The organism is Nocardioides sp. (genome assembly GCF_029937575.1).
GTDB lineage: Bacteria > Actinomycetota > Actinomycetes > Propionibacteriales > Nocardioidaceae > Nocardioides.
Genome location: NZ_JAPYPS010000026.1, coordinates 22,174 through 38,303, shown reverse-complemented (window position 1 = coordinate 38,303; position 16,130 = coordinate 22,174). Strand labels below are relative to the sequence as shown.

Below are 16,130 nucleotides of genomic sequence, written 5' to 3'. Positions count from 1 at the left end.
CAATGCCGACCATGACCAGCACCCGGCCGGGCGGCCCCGAGATCGTCGCCGGCGCCGTGGTGGCCACGCTCGGCATCCTGCTGGCGCTCGACCCCGGAGGTCCCTTCGGCTACTACGCCCTCGATACCGTCCTGGCCGGCGTCGTCGTGGCGCTCGCGACGGGCGGCATCGTCACCATCAGCCGGATCCTCCCGGGGCTGGCACTGACCCTGGTCTGGCTGATGGCGGTGATGCATGTCCTCACCGGCACGTCCATCTCCTACGTCGAGGTCGCGTTCGCCGCCGTCGCGTTCACCACCGCGCGGTGGGGCAGCTCGCTGGTCGCCACCCTCGGCGGGCTGTCGATCCTGGGCGCGGGGGTGCTCGCGTTCCTCGCGACGGTCGCCTACCGCGTCTACAACCGATTCGACCTCATCGGCCTCGGCCCTCGAAGCTTCTACGACACCCTGCTCGGCGTCCAGGACCGGCTGGGCAACAGCGCCTACGTGGTGATCCCGCTCGGCGGCGCCGCCCTCCTGGGCATCCCCTGGCTCGTCGGGATCGCGCTGCGCTTCAGCGACCGCGCCACCGCCTCGCAGGCCGGGCAGGTAGCGGCCGAGGAGGTCGCCGCCCAGGCTCAGCGCGAGTCGGAGCAGGCCCGCGAGATCGCCCGGCTGCGCGACGACCAGGCCCGGCTGGCGCGTGACGTCCACGACGTGGTCGGTCACTCCCTGGCGGTGATCCTGGCGCAGGCCGAGTCGGCGCAGTACGCCGCGGACGGTGACACCGAGAAGCTCAAGGCCACCCTGGCCACGATCGCCACCTCGGCGCGCGCCTCCCTGCAGGACGTGCGCCACGTGCTGACCACGGCCTCGGGCGAGCAGCCGACGGACGTGGCGCCGCGCCCGCTCGACACCCTCGTGGAGGGCATCCGGGCCAGCGGGCACGAGGTCGTCTCGCGCGAGCTCGGCACACCACAGCCGATGCCTCCGGACCTGGAGGTCGTGGCCTACCGCGTCCTGCAGGAGATGCTCACCAACGCCATCCGGCACGGAAGCCGCGACGAGCCGGTCTTCGTCGAGCGGCACTGGCCCGACGGGTCGTGGGCCGGGGAGCTGCGGATCGAGGTCCGCAACAGCCTGAGCACCCGGGGCACCGAGCAGGCGACCACCGACGAGACCCAGCCACTGACGGCACTCGGCACCTCCGCCGCATCGTCACCGACCGACGAGGGCCGAGGCCTCGAGGGGATGCGCCGGCGCCTCGAGGCGTGTGGCGGCAGGCTCGACGTACGTCGTCGTGAGGGCACGGGCGCCGACGAGCCGGCCACCTTCACCACCACCGCGTGGGTGCCCGTGCGTACCGTGTCGCCGTGACCGCCTCCCCCGGCGCCCCCGGCTCCCCCCGCTCCCCCGCTACGACACCGATCCGGGTGATGCTGGTCGACGACCAGGACCTCTTCCGTGAGGGGGTCCGGGTGATCGTCGACGCCCAGGAGGGGATGGAGGTCGTCGGCACCGCCGGCGACGGCCTCGAAGCCGTGCGCCAGGTCGACGAGCTCTCCCCTGACGTGGTGCTGATGGACATCCGGATGCCCGAGATGGACGGCGTCGAGGCCACCCGCCAGATCTGTGCGCCGGACCGGGTCTCCCGGCGCCGTGACCAGGGCCGGCCACCGGTGCGGGTGGTCGTCCTGACGACGTTCAACCTCGACGACCGGGCCGCCACGGCGATCCAGCACGGAGCCAGTGGCTTCCTGCTCAAGGACACCACCCCCGCCATGCTGCGCGACGCGATCCGCACCGTCCACGCCGGCAACGCGGTGCTGGCGCCCCAGGACCTCACCGCGCTGCTCGCGGGACACTTCCGCGCCCCCATGCCGACGCCGCCGGCGTACGCCGGGCTGACCGACAAGGAGCGGGAGGTCTTCGCCTCGGTGGCGCGGGGTCTGTCGAACACCGAGATCGCCGGGACGATCTTCGCCTCCGAGTCCACGGTGAAGACGCACGTGGGTTCGATCCTGCGCAAGCTCGAGCTGCGCGACCGGGTGCAGATCGTGGTCTACGCCCACGCGCACGCCCTCACGCCCGGGCCCGGCGCCGGCCCTTCCTGATCAGGTCCGGCACGAGGCCGACGGCCGTCTCCAGGGGCCCGCGGCGCCGCAGCGCGACGTACACGCTGCCGATCCAGAGCACGACCAGGACGTGCAGCACGAAGGTGCCCGGCTCCTCGGCCGGCCAGACCTGCTCGGTGCGCATCACCACGTGTAACGAGTAGAGCGTCATCGTCATCGTGCCCGCGCCGAACACGATCGCGGCCGCCCGTTCTGCTGCGGGAGCGATTCCTGCCAGCCACCCGACCACCAGCAGGCACGTCCCCAGCACGAGGGCAGCGCTGCCTCCGGTCTGCAGCAGGTCGAACGGCGTCGTGCTGTGCGGAGCCACCAGGAGCAGCCAGTCCCACCGGTCGGTGGGGGTCTGGCCGAACTTCCCACCGGCGTGGTCGAGGAGCTCGGCGTCGGTGAAGCCGGCGGCGCGCGTGGCGACCCCGGACGCGAACGTCGACACGACGGCGACCACCAGTCCCCCGGCGGCCAGCAGTCGCTGGACGGCGACACGCCTCAGGTCGAGACGTCCGATCCCCAGGCCGAGCAGGAGATAGGCCAGCCAGCCGAACGCCGGGTAGTAGCCGGTCAGCAGCAGCTCGGCGAGGAGCCGGCCCGGGTCGGCGAGCTGGTCGAGGCGCGGGCTGGCGAACCGACGGTCGGGCAGCTCGGGGCGGACCAGGTGCGAGATCACCGGGGCGGCGATCGCCCACCCGACCGCGAGCAGGAGCAGCGACCGGGCGCGCAGGCCGAGGAAGGGCAGTCCGAGCAGGAAGAGCACGCCGTAGTAGGTGAGGATGACCGCGATCCCGGTCTCGAGCTGGCCGAGGAGGAGACCGATGAGGGCCACCGACAGGGCACGGACGGCGATCGCTGCGCTGAGTCGGCCCCGGGCCGCGCCGCGCAACGGCGTACGGCGTCCAGCGACCAGCGCGAGCGAGACTCCGGCGAGCACGGCGAAGAGCGCCGATGCCCGCCCTCCGGCGAGCCACTGGAGCGAGGTGAGGGCGCCGTCGGGTTCTCGTGGGTCGACCACGTGGGTCGCGATCATGCCCAGCAGCGCGAGGCAGCGGGCGACGTCCACCCCGACGAGGCGGGTTCGGTCAGAAGCCGAGGCGGCGCGCACCGGAGTCGCCGCGCACCACGGCGCCCTTCTGCTGGGCGGCCGTCCTGAGCTCGGCCTGGAAGTCGACCATCCGCGCCCGCAGGGCGAAATCGCCCGCCGCCAGGATGCGTACGGCGAGCAGCCCGGCGTTGCGTGCGCCGCCGACGGCGACCGTGGCCACGGGGACGCCGGCCGGCATCTGCACGATCGAGAGCAGCGAGTCCATGCCGTCGAGGTACTTCAGCGGCACCGGGACGCCGATGACGGGCAGGGGCGTGACCGCGGCCAGCATGCCGGGCAGGTGGGCGGCGCCGCCGGCGCCGGCGATGATCACCTCGAGGCCCCGGTCGGCGGCCTCCCGGCCGTAGGCCAGCATCTCCTCGGGCATCCGGTGGGCCGAGACGACGTCGGCCTCGTGGGCGACGTCGAACTCGCCGAGGGCCTCGGCCGCCGCCTTCATCACCGGCCAGTCGGAGTCCGACCCCATCACGATGCCGACGCGTGCCGCGCTCCTCATGCCTGCCGTGCCTGCTGTCATGTCACTCACTCTCGTTGCCCAGGTCGCCCCGGAACCACGCGGCCGCGTGCCGGGCGCGCTCGAGGCAGTCGTCGAGGTCGTCACCGTAGGCGTTGACGTGCCCGACCTTGCGTCCGGGGCGCAGGGACTTGCCGTACAGGTGCACGCGCAGCCGCGGGTCGCGCGCCATCGCGTGCGGGTAGCCGTCGTAGAGGCGACCGACCGGGGCACCCGGCTGGTCGGGGCCGCCGAGGATGTTGACCATCACGGTCCAGGGCGCGCGCGCAGCAGGCGACCCGAGCGGGAGGTCGAGCACCGCGCGCAGGTGGTTCTCGAACTGCGAGGTGACCGCGCCGTCCTGCGACCAGTGGCCGGTGTTGTGCGGCCGCATCGCCAGCTCGTTGACCAGCACCCGTCCGTCGCGGGTCTCGAAGAGCTCGACGGCCAGGACGCCGGTGACGTCCAGCTCGCCGGCGATGCGCAGAGCGATCTCCTGGGCAGCCACGGCGAGCGCAGGGTCGAGGTCGGGCGCGGGGGCGATCACCTCGTGGCAGATGCCGTCGCGCTGGGTCGACGCGACGACGGGGTAGGCCGCCGCCTGTCCGCTGGGCGAGCGCGCGACGAGCGCGGAGAGCTCGCGCCGGAAGTCGACCCGCTCTTCGGCGAGGATGCGTACGTCGGACTCTGCTGCGGCGGCGAACGCGGGGTCGCAGTCAGCCGCGTCGTCGACGAACCAGACGCCCTTGCCGTCGTACCCGCCGCGGGTGGTCTTGAGCACGCACGGGAGTCCGAACGCGACGACGTCCTCGACGCTCGCCACGACCGCGTGGCGCGGGCACGGGAGCCCGAGCCGGGTCAGCCGCTCGCGCATCACCGCCTTGTCCTGGGCGTGGGCGAGGGCAGCGGGCCCGGGTCGTACGGCGAGCCCGTCGGCAGCGAGGGCGCGCAGGTGCTCGGCGGGCACGTGCTCGTGGTCGAAGGTCACCACGGCTGCCCCGGCGGTCACCCGACGCAGGTCGGCGAGGTCGGTGTGGTCCCCGACCTGCTGGTCGGGGATCACCTGAGCCGCAGAGACTCCCTCGGCCTCGGCGAGGAGCCGCAGCGGGATCCCCAGCGCCGCGGCGGGCTCGGCCATCATCCGGGCCAGCTGTCCTCCGCCGATCACCGCGATGACGGGAGCGAGTTCAGGCACGTGGCAACCCTACTTGCCTGCCGCCGGCGCCGTGGCGGTACCTGGTCCCCCCCTACGGGGCGGCCGACGCCGCCGGCGGGCGCGTCGGTGCGACGACCTCGAAGCGCAGACCCTTGCCCCGCACGGTCGTGATCAGCTGGGGCCGTCGACTGTCGTCCCCCAGCTTGCGACGGACCCACCCCAGGTGGACGTCGATCGTCTTGGACGAGGTCCAGAACGTCGTGTGCCAGACCTCGCGCATCAGCTCGTCGCGCGAGACCAGCTCCCCTGCTCGCACGATCAGGGCATGCAGCAGGTCGAACTCCTTGCGGGACAGCGACAGCTCGACATCGCCACGCCACGCCCGGCGCTGCCGAGGGTCCACGCGGACGTCCTGTGCCTCGAGCATCGATCCACGGTAGGGAAGTCCGCGCCCTCCGTGGGCTCGGATGCACAAAAGGCTCAGCCTTTGGGGCTAGTGCTCTAGACCAGCTGGCCGTACGGGACCGGGTCAGTGGCGTCGTACGGCGACCGGCTCGATGACGCCGAACCCGCGCACCGGACGGGCGGGCAGGCGACGGGTCTCGAACTGGTCTGCCGGCAGCAGGGCCGCCGTCGCGGCATCGATGATGATCCGGTTGCGCCGCGCCACCGCGGTGAGTCGGGCGGCCATGTTGACCGGAGGTCCGAAGACGTCGCCGAGCCGCATCACCACGTCACCGCTGGCCAGGCCGACGCGCACGTCGGGCATCCGGGAGTCGCGCCCGATCACGTTGATGATGCCCTCGGCCGTGTCGTAGGCGCGGATCGGGTCGTCGTTCACGAAGAGCACCGAGTCCCCGATGCTCTTGATCACCCGGCCGTGCTTGCTGGCCACGACGTCGGCGCACCGGGACTCGAAGAGCTCGACGAGGTCGCCGATCCGGCCACGAGAGATCTGGTTGCTGAGCGCGGTGAAGCTCACGATGTCGGCGAAGCCGATGCTCAGGCGGGTGGTGTCGAGGTCGGCCTCGCCGAGGGCGAAGATCCGCGAGACCGCCGCGTTGAGGTGGCGTCGCCAGACGTAGAGCATCAGGTCCTCGAACGAGTCGCCCAGCTGGTTGAACATCTCCAGCGCTGTCTCTGCCCGCGACGACTCGGGACTCTCGTCGGTGAGCTCCTCCACGCGGTGGGCGAGGGCACCGACCTCCCAGTCGGCGAGCCGAGCCATGGTCTGTCCCAGCGCCCGCGTGAGGTTGAGCGCGAGCTCGTAGTCGACCAGGCCGCTGTCGACCGCACCCATCAGCGACTGCATGGCCTCCGTGTCGGCGCCGGTGTAGAGCCGACTGCCGTCCCCCTCCGGAAACCCGAGGGTGCGCCACAGGCGCTGGGCCTGCTCGAGGGTCACGCCGGCCTGCTCGGCGACCTCCTGGGCGGTGAAGCGAGGTACGTCGCCGAGCAGCGACGCGGTGAGCTCGCTCTCGTCGTCGGTCACGGACGCATCAGTGCCCCTCGTGCGCGCGGGTCTCTCCTCCGTGCAGACCGTGGAGGAGCTCGTTGAGCTTGCGCTGGGTGGCCTCGACCTGAGGGATGTCGTAGATCAGCACCTGTCCGTGCGTGCTGGCGTCGCTGATCACCAGCGTCCCGCACCCGAGCACCCGGTCGATCAGGTCGAGCTCGTAGGCGACGTCGCTGATCCGTCCGAGCGGGATGTCGTGCCCGCGCCGGGTGATGATCCCGTTGCGGGTGATGAGCCGCCGGTCGGTGATCGTGTAGGACGACGTCATCCAGTCGAGGAGGGGCCACAGCACGCGCCACAGCACGAGCACGAGCACCAGGAGCCACGCGACCAGGCGCGCGGTGCCGTTGTCGACGAAGACCGAGAAGGCGACGCCGGCGGCGAGCAGCACCACGAGGGTCAGGATCGGCAGGATCAGCGCCTTGGGGTGCGTGCGGGTGCTGACGACGATCTTCTCGCCGGGGTTGAGCAGCTTCTGGGAGATCACCACCGGAGGATCATGTCACTCCGCGGCGCGGACGTGCACCACGTCGCCGGCGCTGACGGCACGCCGTACGCCGTCGGACTCGACGATCAACTGACCGGCCGGGTCGATGCCGGTGGCGGTCCCGGCCAGGACCGAGCCGTCGGGGAGGTCGACCTGGACGTCGCGTCCCACGGTCACGCAGGCGGCCGCGTAGGAGTCGGCGAGGCGCATCCCGTTGAGGTCCCCGCCGGCCTCCCAGGCGTCGAAGGCCTCCCGGATCGCGTTGAGCGCCGCGACCAGCACGTCGGTGCGATCGACAGGCCGCCCGAGCTCGATCTCCAGGGAGGTGGCGTGGGGCACCGGCAGCTCGTCGCTGCGGAGCCCCACGTTGATCCCGACGCCCACGACGGCCGCGGGTCCGTCGGGCGTCTCGATCCGCTCCACGAGGATCCCGGCGACCTTCTTCTCGCCGATGAGGACGTCGTTGGGCCACTTCACCCCGGCTTCCAGCCCGACCGACGTCAACGCCTTGTCGACGGCGTAGCCGGTGAGCAGCGGCAGCCAGGGCCAGGCTCGGGTGGGCGTGGTGGGACGCAGGAGCAGCGAGAACGTCACCGCGGTGCCCGGAGGCGTCTCCCAGGTGCGGTCCAGTCGCCCCCGCCCGGCGCTCTGGTGCTCGGCCACGACCACCAGGCCGTCGGGGCCTCCCTCCAGCGCGCGCTGGGCAGCGGCGGCGTTGGTCGAGGGCAGTTCGTCGACGACCTCGATGGTGAGGTCGGGGAGCAGCTCCGGGTTGGTACCGGCGAGCCGGGCCTTGTCGAGGGGTGGGCGCGCGCCCGAGTCCGAGGTCACGAGCACTAGCCTGTCCTACCGGACCGAGAAGACCAAGCATCACACCGAGCAGGAGAACCGTGAGCGCCCAGGCAACGACCCCAGGCGAGGGGACCGACGTACCCGCCGATCTCGACATCCACACGACGGCCGGCAAGCTGGCCGACCTCGACCGCCGCCTCGACGAGGCCGTGCACGCGGGATCGGCGAAGGCTGTCGAGAAGCAGCACGCGAAGGGTCGCCAGACGGCCCGGGAGCGGATCGAGATGCTCTTCGACGAGGGCTCCTTCGTCGAGCTCGACGAGCTCGCGCGGCACCGCTCCACGGCGTTCGGCCTCGAGAAGAACCGGCCGTACGGCGACGGCGTCATCACCGGCTACGGCACGATCGACGGCCGCCAGACGTGCGTGTTCTCCCAGGACTTCTCCGTCTTCGGCGGTTCGCTCGGCGAGGTGTACGGCGAAAAGATCGTCAAGGTCATGGACCTGGCGATCAAGACCGGGTGCCCGATCATCGGCATCAACGAGGGTGCCGGCGCGCGCATCCAGGAGGGCGTCGTCTCGCTCGGCCTGTACGGCGAGATCTTCCGCCGCAACGTGCACGCCTCCGGCGTCATCCCGCAGATCTCGATGATCATGGGCAACTGCGCCGGCGGCCACGTCTACTCCCCCGCCGTCACCGACTTCACGATCATGGTCGACCAGACCTCGGCGATGTTCATCACCGGACCCGACGTCATCAAGACCGTCACCGGTGAGGACGTCTCGATGGAGGACCTCGGCGGCGCGCGCACCCACAACACCAAGTCGGGCAACGCCCACTACATGGCCTCCGACGAGGAGGACGCGATCGAGTACGTCAAGGCGCTGCTCTCGTTCCTGCCGCAGAACAACCTCGACGAGCCGGTCGTCTACGACGACGAGGCGGACCTGGACTTCTCCGACCTGGACCGCTCACTCGACACGATCATCCCGGACTCGCCGAACCAGCCGTACGACATGCACGACGTGATCAGCGCCGTCGTCGACGACGAGGAGTTCGTCGAGGTGATGGAGCTCTTCGCTCCCAACCTGATCATCGGCTACGGCCGCGTCGAGGGTCGTCCCGTCGGAGTCGTGGCCAACCAGCCGATGCAGTTCGCGGGCACCCTCGACATCGACGCCTCCGAGAAGGCCGCACGGTTCGTGCGCACCTGCGACGCGTTCAACATCCCGGTCCTCACGTTCGTCGACGTCCCCGGCTTCCTGCCCGGCACCGACCAGGAGTGGAACGGCATCATCCGGCGCGGCGCCAAGCTGATCTACGCCTACTCCGAGGCCACCGTCCCGCTCGTCACCGTGATCACCCGCAAGGCCTACGGCGGCGCGTACGACGTGATGGGCTCCAAGCACCTCGGTGCCGACATCAACGTCGCCTGGCCCACGGCCCAGATCGCCGTCATGGGCGCCCAGGGTGCGGCCAACATCGTGCACCGCAAGACCCTGGCCCAGGTCGAGGCCGAGGGTGGTGACGTCGAGGCCCGTCGCGCCGAGCTGGTCGACGAGTACGAGACCACGCTGGCCAACCCCTACATCGCGGCCGAGCGCGGCTACATCGACGCGGTCATCTCCCCTCACGAGACCCGCGTCGAGGTCGTCCGGGCGCTGCGCCTGCTGCGCACCAAGCGCGCGACGCTCCCGCCCAAGAAGCACGGGAACATCCCCCTGTGAGGGGGCAGCGGAGCGCCCCCTCACAGGGGACATCCGCCGGCGCTCCATGTTCGACCGGCGAGACGAGGTGCCCACGGTGACCGACAGGACTCAAGGCGAAGAGACCCCGGCCGACGAGACCCCGGCCGACGGCGCAACGCCCGCGCCGGCAGCCCCCCTGCTGAAGATCGTCACCCCCTCGACCACGCCGGAGGAGGTCGCCGCGATCGTGGCGGTCTTCTCCGCGCTGGGTGGCGGTGACGCTCCGGCGCCGAAGCGGCGTCCCGAGTGGAACGCCCCGCACCGGATGGCGCGGCCTCCCGTCGCCGCTGGCCCCGGAGGTTGGCGCGCGAGCGCGCTGCCGCGTTGAGCGATCGGGTCATGAGTCGCGAGTGGTGGCGCCGCTGGGCCCCGGACGTCCTGCTCTGGGCAGGAGCGCCCCTCGTGATCCTCAGCGTGCTCGACTGGGCCCGACCGTGGGCCCGCCCCCTCGGGCTCACGATGGGGGTCGTCGGCGCAGTGTGGCTCACCGCGCGAACTGTGCGGGTCATGCTCGCGAGGCGTCGTGCGGAGAGGTCCTCGGAATCTGGCCCGTAGGCCATGTTGGCTGCCCTGATGCTCGGCCAGCTGCCACGTCAGTGGGGCGACGGGGTGAATGCGCGCAGGAGTACGCGCGTCAAGCGGCCCATCGAGACGCACCCTGGCGGGCGGGCCCCTCGGTCGTGGTCTTGCGTGGGCCGTCGCCGGTCAAGGTCTCGCAATCGGTCCCCGCACAAGCAGCAGGCATCGGATACGTGGACACGCACCTCCTCGCCACGGCATCGGGTCGTGTGCCCCAGCCCGGCGCATGGACCGGTCTCAGGCACACGACCCTGCCGTAGGCCCCGACCTGATCTCGCCGTGGCACGCTCTGCGCGATGTTCGAGGCCAGCGCCGGGCTGCTGACGCCCGCGGCCAGCCGCGTCATACCGACGCGAATTGGCTGCACAGGCAGCTTCAACCCATGACCATCTTGCCTTTCGAACATATGTTCGATATAGTGTGATCATGTCAGTTGGTCTGCTCGACGCTCAGGACGTCCGTCGCTTCCGCGACGACGCCCTCGCAGCCGTGCGACCAGCGGGTGACGAGGTCATGACCGACGCAGCCAGGGTTGACCTACTCTCCGAGCTCGAGAAGCTGAAGTCCGCGGCCTGCGCATTGCAGGCCGAGCTGACCGTCGACCTGGACGCCTCGGTCCGCTCCCGCGACGCCCGCCAGGGCGTCGCACCCGAGCGGCAAGGCCGCGGCGTCGCCGCCCAGGTCGCCATGGCTCGCCAGGAGTCACCCCACCGCGCGAGCATGCTGCTCGGGCTGGCCAAGGACCTCGCCACCGACCTCGGCTGCACGCACCAGGCTCTACGTGAGGGCCGCCTCAACGAGTTCCGCGCCCAGGTCGTGGCCCGCGAGTCCGGGTGCCTGGGACGCGACGACCGGGCAGTCATCGACGAAGAGGTGTGCGGCACCGACGTCATCGACGGCCTCGGGACCGGTGCGTTGGCCGGAGAGATCCGCAAGCGAGTCCAGGCAGCCGATCCGTCGGCTGTGGCCCGTCGCAACGCCAAGGCCGAGGAAGCCCGCCGGGTCAACATCCGCCCGACCCCTGACACGATGGTCTACCTCACCGGACTCCTCCCCGTGGCTCAGGGTGTGAAGGCGTTCGCGTGCCTGACCAAAGAAGCCGACCGGCTCGTCTCCGACGGCGACGAGCGGACCAAGGGCCAGATCATGGCCGACCTCCTCGTCGAACGCCTCACCGGCCAAACCCACGCCCATGATGTCGGCGTCACCGTCGACATCGTCATCTCCGATGAAGCGCTGCTGGGTGCGGGCCACGAGCCCGCATGCGTCCCCGACGTGCCCGGGTGCGTGATCCCGGCCCAGATCGCCCGTGAGCTCATCGCCCACGCCCTGCGCGCCGAGACCATCTCCTTCATCCGCAACCTCTACGCCGACTCCACCGGGCGCCTGGTCGCGATGACCAGCCGGCAGAGGTTCGCCCCCGACGGACTCGCCGACTTCCTCGCCATCCGCGACCAAGGCATCTGCCGCACCCCCTGGTGCGACGCCCCCATCCGCCACATCGACCACATCGACCCCCACGCAGCCGACGGGCAGACGACCGACGACAACACCCAAGGCCTCTGCCAGGCCTGCAACCACGCCAAACAGGCCGACGGCTGGACCCAGACCACCGTCCACGACGACTCAGGTCGACACACCGTCGAGACCACCACCCCCACCGGCCACCACCACCGCTCCCGAGCACCCACACCACCCACGCCGGCACGACCACCTACACCGGCCACCAGACCCGCGACCAGACCCGCGGTCGCCTACTACCGACCAGCCTTCGACATCCACTACGTCGCAGCTGCCTGAGGACCTGCCGTCACACTGGTGCCGTGACCCACCTCGTCCTCGCCTCCGCCTCCCCCGCCCGCCTCGCGACCCTGCGCAGCGCCGGCATCGAGCCGACCGTGATCGTCTCCGGAGTCGACGAGGCCCAGCTCACCGGCCTGACGCCCGTCGACCTGGCCCGCGGCCTCGCCGAGCTCAAGGGCTCGGCGGTGGCTGCCCGCGACGACCTGCCACGCGGCGCCCTGGTCCTCGGCTGCGACTCCGTCCTCGAGCTCGACGGCGAGGCGCTCGGCAAACCTGGTGACGCCGAGACCGCGACCAAGCGCTGGCAGGCGATGCGCGGGCGCAGCGGGGTGCTGCGGAGCGGGCACAGCCTCCACGACACCACTACCGGTCGACACGTCTCGGCCACGGCGTCGACCACCGTCCACTTCGCCGACGTCTCCGACGACGAGATCGCGGCGTACGTCGCCACGGGCGAGCCGCTGCACGTCGCAGGCGCGTTCACCGTCGATGGCCTCGGAGGGGCGTTCGTCACCGGGATCGAGGGCGACTTCCACAACGTCGTCGGCGTCAGCCTGCCGCTGGTCCGCACCATGGTCGCCGACCTCGGCCACCGCTGGGTCGACCTCTGGAGCCCGACCGGCGGCGGATCGAGCAGTTCAGACAGCTGAGGAGACCGGCTCCTGGGGCCGCCGGAAGACGAAGCGGCGGAACAGGTAGAACCGCGCACCGAAGGCCAGCACGAGCCCGACGCCGTTGGCCGACAGGTTGTCCGAGAGGGCATCGTCGAGACCGAACACATGCCTGCTGATCGCCAGGCACCCGACGGGTAGCGCCATCGCGGCCAGGTTGATCACGACGTACGCCGTCCAGCCGCCGTCGGCCTGCTGCGGCGGACGGTCGGGGAACACCCACCCCCGGGCACCGTGGTAGCTGATGATCATCCCGATCGAGTTGGCGACGACGTAGACCGGGATCGCCTGGTTCGGGAAGAGCGGGTCGCCGATGAGCCACCCGTGCAGCGCGATGTTGAACAGCAGGAACGAGACCCACGTGGCGGCCTGGGCGACGGCGAAGAAGCGCCACACCTCACCCAGGAGGCTTCGCCAGCGGTCGCTCACGAGGCCAACCCTAGGGGTGAGGCCCGGCCGGACGTGGGAGAAGCCCCCTGAGACGGCGGCCTGGTCCCCCTACTCGACCGGGAGCCCGAGGCCACGAGCGATGAGCATCCGCTGCACCTCGGAGGTGCCCTCCCCGACCTCGAGCACCTTCGCGTCGCGGTAGAACCGGGCGACGGGGTACTCCTCCATGAAGCCGTAGCCGCCGAAGACCTGGGTCGCGATCCGCGTCGCGCTGACCGCCGACTCGGTCGAGTAGACCTTGGCGATCGAGGCGGCCTGCTTGAAGGCCTGGTAGGGCGCGCCGGCGTCCTTGAGCGCGGCCGCCTTGTAGGTGAGCATCCGGCTCGCCTCGAGCATCACCTGGAGGTCGGCGATCTGGAAGGCGACGCCCTGCTTGCGCCCGATCGGGCCGCCGAAGGTCTGCCGCTCGCCGGCGTAGGCCACCGACATCTCCAGGCACGCCTGGATGCAGCCGACGCTCAGCGCCGAGATGGCGACTCGGCCGTCGTCGAGCGTCGCCAGGAACTGCGCGTAGCCACGCCCCTGCTCGCCGAGCAGGTGGTCGGCCGGGACGTGGACGTCCTCGAAGCTCAGCGGGTGCGTGTCCGAGGCGTGCCAGCCGAGCTTGTCGTAGGCCTTCTCCGCCACGAAGCCGGGAGTGCCGCTGGGCAGCATGATGGCGCTGATCTCCGGGCGCCCGTCCTCGCGCGTGCCGGTGCGGGCCGTGACCGTGACGAGGCTGGTGATGTCGGAGCCGGAGTTGGTGATGAACTGCTTGGACCCGTTGACCACCCACTCGTCACCGACCAGCTCGGCCTTCGTCCGCGTCGCTCCGGCGTCCGAGCCCGCGCCCGGCTCGGTGAGCCCGAAGCCGGCCAGCTTCTCGCCGGCCACGAGGGCGGGCAGCCAGGTCTCCTGCTGCTCCTTGGTCCCGAAGTTGACCAGCGGGTTGATGCCCAGGCCGACACCGGCCTGCAGCGTGATGCCCATGGACTGGTCGACGCGTCCGAGCTCCTCGATCGCTACGCAGAGACTCGTGAAGTCACCCTCGTCGCCGGCCCCGCCGTACTCCTCGGGAGCGGTGAGGCCGAAGAGCCCCAGCTTGCCCATCTGCTGCACGACGTCGACCGGGAAGTGGTGGTCGCGGTTCCACTGCGCGGCGTACGGCGCGATCTCGGCCTCCGCGAACTCGCGGACGCTACGGCGGAACTCCTCGTGCTCACGGGACAGCTCGAAAGTCATGGCGACATGCTAGGCCGGTTAGCGTTCGTTAACCAGTCCTGAATTCACGTCCGGAAGGCAGCCACCGCTTCCCAGCCGGGGTCCGGCTGCACCTCCACGGCGACCCGACCGTCGGGCCAGCCCGTGACCGCGGCCTCCGCCACGGCACCCGCGGGGCTGGTGCCCGATACGTAGTAGTGCAAGGTGCGCCTGCCGGCCGAGGTCTCGTGCGCGACGAGCCGTCCCGCGCCACCGATCCGATCGGTGACGTGACCCTCGAGCTCGCGCAGAGCCAGCAACGACGACTCGGTCGGCATGCCCTCGGCGGTCTGGTCGCTGAACGGTGCCGTGACGGCCAGGTGCTGGTCGAGGTGCGGCGCCAGGGTCACCCGCAGCGGTACGACGGTCGCCACGACCACCGGCCCGCGCGGGCCCTCTCCCCGCAACAACGCCCACGTGGGGTTCCCGTCCGCGTCCACGTTGGCAGCGGCGAGCTCGGCCACCCGTCGCGGCAGCTCACCCAGCGGGACCGCAGCCGGATCGCGGGTCGCGGCGATCTCCACCGAGCCCAGCCAGGTCTCCACACCCTCCTCCCCCACGGCCTCGTCCAGGGCGAGGAAGGCGACCTGCCGACCCTCCTTCTCCGGCAGCTGCCCCAGGAGCGGGTGCTGCACGACGACGTCGAGGCTGTGCGCGCCGGGGTGGATCAGCACCGAGACCTCCTCGAGGTGGATCTCGAGGTCGTCGGAGGCCGTGCCGAGGCGCAGCACCCCGTCGAGGTCACCGGGGCGACGGGTGTCGGCGTACTCCCACAGCAACCCACCCCCGTCATCGGTCACGCGCACCTGGCGTCCGGCCAGCAGCCACCTGCGGGCGGCGGCCCGAAGGTCCGGGTTGCCCTCGGCGGTGACGACCAGCAGGTACGTCGCCTCGGAGCCTGGCGCCAGCTCCCAGGCGAGCCCCTCGGCCACCGCGCCGACCCGCTCGGTCAGCACGTCCACGATGGCATCGGGCGTCTGCTGCGCGATCGCGCCGGCGCACGCTGCAGAACCCTCGTCGACCCACCAGCGCCAGAAGGCCTCGACCCCGGCCACCGGGTCGTCGGAAGAGGTGGAGCGATGACGGAAGAGCGACACGGGCATGCTCCGTTTCGAAACGGTCTGGGGCGGTTGGTCAGTCGCAGTTGTCGCACAGACCGGTGGCCGGGATGGCCATGAAGCAGCGGGGGCAGACGTTGACCGGCTTGTCGGAGGCGGCCGTACGACGCGGCGCGGCCGCCTCGCGTGGTGCTCCAGCACCCCGTGGCGTCGCCGACCCGTCGGCGCGGGACGCTCGAGAGGCGCGTGGTTCGCGCGGCTCCCGGGGCGCCCGAGCAGCCCGGGGGCGGGTCATCTCGACGCTCGCGGGGAAGCCGCCGTCCTCCGGCGCCGAGCCCGCCCACTGGTAGCACTCGAGGCGAGCACGAGCGGCATGTCGCTCGCGCTCGGCCGGGTCGGTGATCGGCAGCTGCTCGGCGGCACGCCGTACGTCGTCGTAGCGCTCGCCGACCCATCCGCGCCCGTCGACCACCAGCGCGGTCAGCGCCGGGTAGTCGTCGCGGTGGTGCAGGGCCGCCAGCGGCAGGATCAGCTTGGGAAGCCACTTGGGGTGGGGCCGCGCGGTCGCGATGCCGGTCTCGGTCATCAGCCGGTGCGCCAGGGCGCCTTCGGTGATCGTGGCGTGGTACGTCGCCGCGGTCTCCTCGAGGATCGTGTGCGTCGCCTTGGCCCACGTCTCGAGGGCGATCGCCTCGGAGGTGCCAGTGCCGTCGGGTTCGTACCAGAACCCCTTGCGCTCCTGCTGGTACTCGGACACGTCTCGACCATAGACCCTGGGTGAAGACCGTCCGGGCACGCCTGCGCGGCGACGCCCACGAAGCGCGGCGGGTACCCGAGCCACTACCCTCCCGGCACTACAGTGATCCCCTGCGACGGCCGTCACGCGACCGGCGCACTCCCCACCGTCTAGGTGACACCCCCCGCAGCAC

Annotated in this window: 17 protein-coding genes; 6 read left to right on the top strand and 11 right to left on the bottom strand. The window is 71.3% G+C overall.

Features of this window, described 5'->3' with window-relative positions; translation table 11 throughout:
- Positions 1–11 precede the first annotated feature (11 nt).
- Both Q1K33_RS11090 and Q1K33_RS11085 read left to right on the top strand, forming a co-directional pair.
- Positions 12–1,355: a histidine kinase gene (locus Q1K33_RS11090; protein ID WP_300403848.1), complete on the top strand. Its 1,344-nt coding sequence runs from the start codon at positions 12–14 to the stop codon at positions 1,353–1,355.
- Positions 1,352–2,092 (top strand): response regulator transcription factor, encoded by a 741-nt coding sequence (locus Q1K33_RS11085; RefSeq protein WP_363319690.1) that lies wholly within the window; start codon positions 1,352–1,354, stop codon positions 2,090–2,092. Before Q1K33_RS11090 ends, Q1K33_RS11085 begins: the two co-directional genes overlap by 4 nt.
- Here Q1K33_RS11085 and Q1K33_RS11080 read toward each other — a convergent pair.
- From Q1K33_RS11080 to Q1K33_RS11050, 7 genes are all read right to left on the bottom strand, one after another.
- Positions 2,061–3,167, bottom strand: a complete 1,107-nt coding sequence (locus Q1K33_RS11080; protein ID WP_300403846.1) for a heparan-alpha-glucosaminide N-acetyltransferase domain-containing protein — start codon at positions 3,165–3,167, stop codon at positions 2,061–2,063. The genes Q1K33_RS11085 and Q1K33_RS11080 overlap by 32 nt on opposite strands.
- A 19-nt stretch (positions 3,168–3,186) precedes the next feature.
- Complete coding sequence (gene purE, locus Q1K33_RS11075) at positions 3,187–3,726, bottom strand: 5-(carboxyamino)imidazole ribonucleotide mutase (RefSeq protein ID WP_300403844.1); 540 nt, start codon at positions 3,724–3,726, stop codon at positions 3,187–3,189.
- A gap of 1 nt (position 3,727) precedes the next feature.
- On the bottom strand, positions 3,728–4,897 hold the full coding sequence (locus Q1K33_RS11070) for a 5-(carboxyamino)imidazole ribonucleotide synthase (protein WP_300403842.1): 1,170 nt from the start codon (positions 4,895–4,897) through the stop codon (positions 3,728–3,730).
- Between the two features lie 52 nt (positions 4,898–4,949).
- Positions 4,950–5,285 (bottom strand): winged helix-turn-helix domain-containing protein, encoded by a 336-nt coding sequence (locus Q1K33_RS11065; protein WP_300403840.1) that lies wholly within the window; start codon positions 5,283–5,285, stop codon positions 4,950–4,952.
- A gap of 102 nt (positions 5,286–5,387) precedes the next feature.
- Positions 5,388–6,350 carry an adenylate/guanylate cyclase domain-containing protein gene (locus tag Q1K33_RS11060; RefSeq protein WP_300403838.1) on the bottom strand — a complete coding sequence of 321 codons (963 nt, stop codon included), beginning with the start codon at positions 6,348–6,350 and terminating at the stop codon, positions 5,388–5,390.
- Positions 6,351–6,357: 7 nt separating this feature from the next.
- Entirely contained in the window at positions 6,358–6,864 is a 507-nt protein-coding gene (locus Q1K33_RS11055) for a PH domain-containing protein (protein ID WP_300403836.1), read from the bottom strand.
- 12 nt (positions 6,865–6,876) lie between these two features.
- Positions 6,877–7,692, bottom strand: coding sequence for a biotin--[acetyl-CoA-carboxylase] ligase (locus tag Q1K33_RS11050; protein ID WP_300403834.1), 816 nt, complete (start codon positions 7,690–7,692; stop codon positions 6,877–6,879).
- A gap of 59 nt (positions 7,693–7,751) precedes the next feature.
- Here Q1K33_RS11050 and Q1K33_RS11045 point away from each other — a divergent pair, with 59 nt between their 5' ends.
- The 4 genes from Q1K33_RS11045 (at position 7,752) to Q1K33_RS11030 (ending at position 12,433) form a co-directional block, all read left to right on the top strand.
- Positions 7,752–9,380 carry an acyl-CoA carboxylase subunit beta gene (locus Q1K33_RS11045; RefSeq protein ID WP_300403832.1) on the top strand — a complete coding sequence of 543 codons (1,629 nt, stop codon included), beginning with the start codon at positions 7,752–7,754 and terminating at the stop codon, positions 9,378–9,380.
- A gap of 76 nt (positions 9,381–9,456) precedes the next feature.
- The gene (locus tag Q1K33_RS11040; RefSeq protein WP_300403830.1) at positions 9,457–9,729 is read left to right on the top strand and encodes an acyl-CoA carboxylase subunit epsilon; all 273 of its coding nucleotides are present in this window, start codon (positions 9,457–9,459) and stop codon (positions 9,727–9,729) included.
- Between the two features lie 677 nt (positions 9,730–10,406).
- On the top strand, positions 10,407–11,780 hold the full coding sequence (locus Q1K33_RS11035) for a DUF222 domain-containing protein (RefSeq protein ID WP_300403828.1): 1,374 nt from the start codon (positions 10,407–10,409) through the stop codon (positions 11,778–11,780).
- A gap of 23 nt (positions 11,781–11,803) precedes the next feature.
- The gene (locus Q1K33_RS11030; RefSeq protein ID WP_300403826.1) at positions 11,804–12,433 is read left to right on the top strand and encodes a nucleoside triphosphate pyrophosphatase; all 630 of its coding nucleotides are present in this window, start codon (positions 11,804–11,806) and stop codon (positions 12,431–12,433) included.
- On the opposite strand, the gene Q1K33_RS11025 is transcribed toward Q1K33_RS11030, so the two are convergent.
- From Q1K33_RS11025 to Q1K33_RS11010, 4 genes are all read right to left on the bottom strand, one after another.
- Positions 12,422–12,883 (bottom strand): GtrA family protein, encoded by a 462-nt coding sequence (locus Q1K33_RS11025; RefSeq protein ID WP_300403824.1) that lies wholly within the window; start codon positions 12,881–12,883, stop codon positions 12,422–12,424. The two genes, Q1K33_RS11030 and Q1K33_RS11025, sit on opposite strands and share 12 nt — an antisense overlap.
- Positions 12,884–12,952: 69 nt before the next feature.
- Positions 12,953–14,125, bottom strand: coding sequence for an acyl-CoA dehydrogenase family protein (locus Q1K33_RS11020; protein WP_300403822.1), 1,173 nt, complete (start codon positions 14,123–14,125; stop codon positions 12,953–12,955).
- A 44-nt stretch (positions 14,126–14,169) separates the two neighbouring features.
- The gene (locus Q1K33_RS11015) at positions 14,170–15,246 is read right to left on the bottom strand and encodes a DUF695 domain-containing protein (protein ID WP_300403820.1); all 1,077 of its coding nucleotides are present in this window, start codon (positions 15,244–15,246) and stop codon (positions 14,170–14,172) included.
- A gap of 31 nt (positions 15,247–15,277) precedes the next feature.
- The gene (locus Q1K33_RS11010; RefSeq protein ID WP_300403819.1) at positions 15,278–15,958 is read right to left on the bottom strand and encodes a hypothetical protein; all 681 of its coding nucleotides are present in this window, start codon (positions 15,956–15,958) and stop codon (positions 15,278–15,280) included.
- Between the last annotated feature and the right edge of the window lie 172 nt (positions 15,959–16,130).

What these genes read in the sequence shown, in the direction of transcription:
- Q1K33_RS11090 (WP_300403848.1), top strand. Translation starts at nt 12, where the DNA reads ATGACCAGCACCCGGCCGGGCGGCCCCGAGATCGTCGCCGGCGCCGTG.
- purE (WP_300403844.1), bottom strand. Translation starts at nt 3,726, where the DNA reads ATGACAGCAGGCACGGCAGGCATGAGGAGCGCGGCACGCGTCGGCATC.
- Q1K33_RS11065 (WP_300403840.1), bottom strand. Translation starts at nt 5,285, where the DNA reads ATGCTCGAGGCACAGGACGTCCGCGTGGACCCTCGGCAGCGCCGGGCG.
- Q1K33_RS11035 (WP_300403828.1), top strand. Translation starts at nt 10,407, where the DNA reads ATGTCAGTTGGTCTGCTCGACGCTCAGGACGTCCGTCGCTTCCGCGAC.
- Q1K33_RS11020 (WP_300403822.1), bottom strand. Translation starts at nt 14,125, where the DNA reads ATGACTTTCGAGCTGTCCCGTGAGCACGAGGAGTTCCGCCGTAGCGTC.
- Q1K33_RS11015 (WP_300403820.1), bottom strand. Translation starts at nt 15,246, where the DNA reads ATGCCCGTGTCGCTCTTCCGTCATCGCTCCACCTCTTCCGACGACCCG.